This window comes from Streptomyces sp. NPDC059443 (genome assembly GCF_042750105.1).
Classification (GTDB): domain Bacteria; phylum Actinomycetota; class Actinomycetes; order Streptomycetales; family Streptomycetaceae; genus Streptomyces.
This window is the reverse complement of sequence record NZ_JBHYVM010000040.1, coordinates 7683-12945: the sequence shown is the minus strand read 5'-3', so window position 1 is coordinate 12945 and position 5263 is coordinate 7683. Positions and strand designations below refer to the sequence as shown.

The following is a 5263-nucleotide window of genomic DNA, read 5'->3' as shown; positions in this document are numbered from 1 at the left end:
GGGCGCCGGGGCCCGCGCGCCCCCCCGCGCGGGCGCCGGCGCGCGCCGCCGCCCCCCCCGGGGGCCCGGCCCCCCCCCCCCCCCCGGCCCCCCCCCCCCCCCCCCCCCGCCCGCCGCTTCCTCACCGGCCTTGCGCTGCTCGTGGAAGGCGAGGATCTGGAGCTCGATCGACAGGTCGACCTTGCGCACGTCGACGCCGTCCGGCACGGAGAGCACCGTCGGCGCGAAGTTCAGGATGGACGTCACACCGGCCGCGATGAGCCGCTCGCTCACCTGCTGGGCGGCCCCCGCCGGGGTCGCGATGACGCCGATGGAGACGCCGTTCTCCTCGATGATCTTCTCCAGATCATCGGTGTGCTGTACGGGCATGCCGGCGACCGGCTTGCCGGCCATGGCCGGGTCCGCGTCGATGAGCGCGGCCACGCGGAAGCCGCGGGAGGCGAAGCCGCCGTAGTTGGCGAGGGCCGCGCCGAGGTTACCGATGCCGACGATGACGACCGGCCAGTCCTGGGTCAGGCCGAGCTCGCGGGAGATCTGGTAGACGAGGTACTCCACGTCGTAGCCGACGCCGCGGGTCCCGTAGGAACCGAGGTAGGAGAAGTCCTTGCGGAGCTTCGCGGAGTTGACTCCGGCGGCCGCCGCGAGCTCCTCGGAGGAGACCGTGGGTACCGATCGCTCGGAGAGCGCGGTGAGGGCGCGCAAGTACAGCGGAAGCCGGGCGACAGTGGCCTCGGGAATACCTCGGCTGCGGGTCGCCGGTCGGTGAGTTCGGCCAGTTGCCACGATGCTCCTGCGGGATGAGCGGGGCTGCAGGTGGCCACTTGTCCCAGGACCACCCCGTCGAATGCAGGCTATGTCTTTGTGAACGCGTGCACAAAGATTGTGTCCGCTTTGTCCGAGCAAAGTGACCGGGGTCACGCGCCCCGGACGCGCGGGGCGGGAACCGCCGACACGCCGAACCCGTTCAAATCCCAAAGGGGGCAAAACGGAACACACTCCTCACCGATACGCCCCCGAGACCCCATAAATCGCCCACGATCGTAACTGTCCGAACGGTCAAGCCTGCAATGCCCGTCGGAGCCGGTCAGGGTTCACCCGCCAGAAGGTGTGCTGTTCACCGTCCACCAGCACCACGGGGATCTGCTCCCAGTGCAGGCGGTAGAGCTCCTCGTCCTGCGAAATGTCCTTCTTCTCCCACTGCGCCCCCGTCTCGGCGCACACTTTCTCGACCACTTCCTGGGCTTCATCACAGAGATGGCACCCCGGCTTCCCGATGAGCGTGACCACCCTCTCCTCGGGACGCTTCTTTCCGGCACGGCGCAGCAAAGGACTCATGTCCTCATTCTCCCGCGCCCGCGCACCGGCCGGTCCGGTCCGGAGCCCCGGTCCTTACGAAGAGTTCACGCCGTCGATTCCCATCGGTTCGGGAACCCCCGAACACAATGGCTATGCTCACGTCATGGCCGCTCTGGGATGGCTCACCCCCCGTAGGCGCTCCGCCACCGCGCGGAGCGTGCTGGCAGGCGAGGCCTCGGCCGAGGCCGCCCGCAAGACCGCGCTGGCCGAAGACGACCTCGAAGCCCTGGGCCCGGACGCCCCCGAAGCGGCGCCGGCCCGGGCTCGCACGAAGCCCCGTACGCCTGCCCGTACCCAGGCCCGGAAAGCCGGGGCTCCGGAAGCCGTCGCACCCGAGCCGGAAGCCGAGCCCGAAGCCGAGCCCGCGTTCCCCGTGGCCGGCGACGACCTCGCCGCCGCCTTCTTCGATCTCGACAACACCGTCATGCAGGGCGCCGCGATCTTCCACTTCGGCCGCGGCCTCTACAAGCGGGAGTTCTTCCGCCGCCGCGAGCTCGCCCGCTTCGCCTGGCAGCAGGCCTGGTTCCGGCTCGCCGGGGTCGAGGACCCCGAGCACATGCAGGACGCCCGCGACAGCGCGCTGTCCATCGTCAAGGGCCACCGCGTCTCCGAGCTGATGTCCATCGGCGAGGAGATCTACGACGAGTACATGGCGGAGCGGATCTGGCCGGGCACCCGCGCTCTGGCCCAGGCCCACCTCGACGCGGGCCAGAAGGTGTGGCTGGTGACGGCCGCCCCCGTGGAGACCGCCACGATCATCGCCCGCCGGCTCGGCCTGACCGGGGCCCTGGGCACCGTCGCCGAGTCCGTGGACGGGGTCTACACCGGCCGGCTGGTCGGCGAGCCGCTGCACGGCCCCGCCAAGGCGGAGGCGGTGCGCGCCCTGGCCGCGGCCGAGGGGCTGGACCTCGCGCGCTGCGCCGCGTACAGCGATTCACACAACGACATTCCGATGCTGTCACTGGTCGGACATCCCTACGCGATCAATCCCGACACAAAACTGCGCAAGCATGCCCGCGCCCACGACTGGCGCCTGCGCGACTATCGGACCGGTCGCAAGGCCGTGAAGGTCGGCGTCCCGGCCGCCGCCGGAGTCGGCGCGATCGCGGGCGGCGCGGCCGCCGCGATCGCCCTGCACCGCCGCCGCAAGTAGCGGCTACGGGGCCCTGCCCGGCCCCCGCCCGGCCTCCCGGCCCGCCACCCCCGGCCCGCCCTCGGGACAGAGGCATTCCCCCACCTCTACCCGCGCCCCCGGCGGGGCACTCCGCGCTGCCCGACTCGGTCGCGAGCCACCCCGGAAGCCGCCATTCCGCGTATCCAACCGATCAAGAACTGATCACCAACTGCTACTGAATATGCCCTCGACACGCAACAGAAGTGTCGGAACCGGTGATTTGAGCAACTGGGTGTAGCGCTGCCTGTACGAAGCGTTATTCTCCTCAAACGCATGCCACCGCCCATCTGTCGCCACGACGGGTGAACGGTCCCGCACTGCACGTGATGGAAGCTCTGCCACTGGGAGTCCCGTGTACCCACCTGTCGGGGTTGACGCCTCGGGCCTGGCTACGCTGCGCGCAACGGTCCTCGACCACCTGCGCGGCTTCGTCCCCACCGCGTACGCCGTCCCCGCCTTCGCCGCCGCGGTCCCCGCCGGACTCGGCCCGGCCGGTCCTTGCTATGCCCTGACCGACGGCGGAGCAACGGTGGGCAGACGTGGACGCGCCGGCGCCGCGGCCACCGGAAGCTCAGCCGCCGGGACCACCGCACCCGCCGCCCGCCGCCCCACCGCGGACAGCGACCAGGCCCGCATGATGGACCTGGTCGAGCGCGCCCAGGCCGGCGAGGCCGAAGCCTTCGGCCGCCTGTACGACCAGTACAGCGACACCGTGTACCGCTACATCTATTACCGCGTCGGCGGCAAGGCGACCGCGGAGGATCTCACCAGCGAGACCTTCCTGCGCGCGCTGCGCCGCATCTCCACCTTCACCTGGCAGGGCCGCGACTTCGGTGCCTGGCTCGTGACGATCGCCCGCAACCTGGTCGCCGACCACTTCAAGTCGAGCCGCTTCCGCCTGGAGGTCACCACAGGCGAAATGCTCGACGCCAACGAGGTGGAACGGTCCCCCGAGGACTCCGTCCTGGAGTCACTCTCCAACGCGGCCCTGCTGGAAGCCGTACGGAAACTCAATCCGCAGCAGCAGGAGTGCGTGACCCTGCGCTTCCTGCAGGGCCTCTCGGTCGCCGAGACGGCCAGGGTGATGGGGAAGAACGAGGGCGCCATCAAGACGCTCCAGTACCGGGCGGTCCGCACGCTGGCCCGCCTCCTCCCCGACGACGCCCGCTGACGCCGCCTCTCCTCTCACACCCGGTATCCCTCCCTGATGACATTGATGACACCTACGACGCTGTGGTCCGATCATCCTTCGTCCGTAACCCAAGTGCCGCGCCGCTCGTTGTGGGGAATGCAGGCTCCCTGTGGACAAGCCCTGCCCGAAGCCGCTCACCCGAAAGGGTGGATGTGCTCAAGGAAGGCAACCTTCCGGACACCTTGGGGAGTCGATCGTCATGACGAGAGGAGGTGCCGCCAGTGATCGCGAACGTGACTCCGCACCGGCGGGCGAACGCCTTCGCCCAGGCCCTGGAGGATCGGACCCCGTCCGACCTTTCGGAACCGGACCCGGCGGCCGAGCAGTCCGAGGCACCTGCCGAACCTGCCGACCACGACCGGTTGTTGGCCCTGGCGAGCGTGCTCGGCGAAAGAATGCCGCGCCCGGTGCTGGATCCCGAGGTCAAAGTGGTGCAACGAGCCCAGCTCATTGCCGCCATGGAGACCATGGTGATGGAGGAGAGGGCCGGGGGCAGTGCCGCCTCGGACCCTCAAGTGCCCGAACAGCGGACCGGCCGCGGCGCCCACCGGGCGACCTCGCTCCGGAAATTGCGGCCCCGCTCCCGCTGGTCCAAGGGCATCGCAGCGGGCGGCCTCACCGTAGGTGTGGCCGCGGGGGCCTTCAGCGGCGTGGCCGCTGCGAGCACGGACGCCCTGCCGGGTGATCACCTGTACCCCGTGAAGCGGGGCATGGAGGACATCCGGCTCGGGATGGCCGCGGACGATTCGGACCGGGGCGAGCTCTATCTCGACCAGGCCTCGAACCGCCTGTCGGAAGCCCGACGGCTGATGGAGCGCGGCCGGCTGGGCCCGCTGGACCACGAGTCCCTCGGCGAGATCCGCCGGGCGCTCGCGGGCATGAAGCACGATGCCTCGGAGGGCCACCGGCTGCTCCAGGCCGCGTACGAACGGGACGGCTCGCTCGGCCCGATCCAGACGCTGTCCTCGTTCTCCCGCTCGCACCGCGACGCGTGGGACAAGCTCCGGGGGAACCTCCCCATGCAGCTCACGGACGTGAGCGGCGAAGTGGAGTCGGTCTTCCAGGCCATAGACGAAGACGTGGCGCCGCTCCAGAGCCTGCTCCCCAAGCCTCCGGAACAGACCCGCGGCTCCGGCCCCTCCGCCAAGCCGAGCGCCCCGGCGGGCAAGCAGCAGGCGGCGCCCTCCCAGGGCGCCCCGTCGGCGGCTCCCGCTCCCTCCTCGGGCGCGGCCTCCGGGTCCGCGAAGACCCCGGCCCCCGGCGGTGGCCTCCTGGGCGGTACGGGCAACCTGCTGAACCCGCCCGCGGGCCAGCAGCCGACCCCGTCCGCATCCGGCACCCCGGAACACCCGCAGCCGGACATCACCCTCCCCCCGCTCCTCCCGGGCCTCCTCCCGGGCCTGGGCATCAAGGCGGAGGACGCGGGGTAGACGGGACGTGGGGGGGGGGGGGCGCGCCCCCCCCCCCCCCCGCGACAACAAATAATATGAGCACACCCGTCACCACAAGGCGTAAAAACAGTTGTGTGTGATATGACCCCC

At 70.8% G+C, this 5263-nt stretch carries 5 protein-coding genes; 3 read left to right on the top strand and 2 right to left on the bottom strand.

The genetic code is table 11. From position 1 onward, the window contains the following. Together ACFXDJ_RS30500 and ACFXDJ_RS30495 are read right to left on the bottom strand one after the other, a co-directional pair. A partial coding sequence (locus ACFXDJ_RS30500; protein ID WP_384850926.1) for a redox-sensing transcriptional repressor Rex occupies nt 1-783 on the bottom strand: 783 nt, incomplete at its 3' end. Between the two features lie 273 nt (nt 784-1056). After that, complete coding sequence (locus ACFXDJ_RS30495; protein ID WP_330297916.1) at nt 1057-1335, bottom strand: glutaredoxin family protein; 279 nt, start codon at nt 1333-1335, stop codon at nt 1057-1059. Nucleotides 1336-1459: 124 nt separating this feature from the next. Here ACFXDJ_RS30495 and ACFXDJ_RS30490 point away from each other — a divergent pair, with 124 nt between their 5' ends. The 3 genes from ACFXDJ_RS30490 (at nt 1460) to ACFXDJ_RS30480 (ending at nt 5152) form a co-directional block, all read left to right on the top strand. Then, on the top strand, nt 1460-2509 hold the full coding sequence (locus ACFXDJ_RS30490; RefSeq protein WP_384663197.1) for an HAD family hydrolase: 1050 nt from the start codon (nt 1460-1462) through the stop codon (nt 2507-2509). A gap of 373 nt (nt 2510-2882) precedes the next feature. After that, nucleotides 2883-3701 carry an ECF subfamily RNA polymerase sigma factor, BldN family gene (locus ACFXDJ_RS30485; RefSeq protein ID WP_384663195.1) on the top strand — a complete coding sequence of 273 codons (819 nt, stop codon included), beginning with the start codon at nt 2883-2885 and terminating at the stop codon, nt 3699-3701. Nucleotides 3702-3943: 242 nt separating this feature from the next. Continuing rightward, a complete protein-coding gene (locus ACFXDJ_RS30480; RefSeq protein WP_384663193.1) occupies nt 3944-5152 on the top strand; it encodes a DUF5667 domain-containing protein in 1209 nt (402 codons plus the stop codon). The last annotated feature ends 111 nt before the right edge of the window (nt 5153-5263 follow it).